General features: G+C 51.4%; 1 rRNA gene. It reads right to left on the reverse strand.

Annotated features, from left to right (window positions below):
• Positions 1 to 255: ribosomal RNA gene (locus GTP41_RS26960) — 16S ribosomal RNA — on the reverse strand; the annotation flags it as partial.

Raw genomic sequence — 255 nt, forward strand, 5'->3', positions numbered from 1 at the left:
TTAGAGTGCTCTTGCGTAGCAACTAATGACAAGGGTTGCGCTCGTTGCGGGACTTAACCCAACATCTCACGACACGAGCTGACGACAGCCATGCAGCACCTGTGTGATGGTTCTCTTTCGAGCACCCCCAGATCTCTCCGAGGTTCCATCCATGTCAAGGGTAGGTAAGGTTTTTCGCGTTGCATCGAATTAATCCACATCATCCACCGCTTGTGCGGGTCCCCGTCAATTCCTTTGAGTTTTAATCTTGCGACC

Source organism: Pseudoduganella guangdongensis, assembly GCF_009857475.1.
Classification (GTDB): Bacteria; Pseudomonadota; Gammaproteobacteria; order Burkholderiales; family Burkholderiaceae_D; genus Rugamonas; species Rugamonas guangdongensis.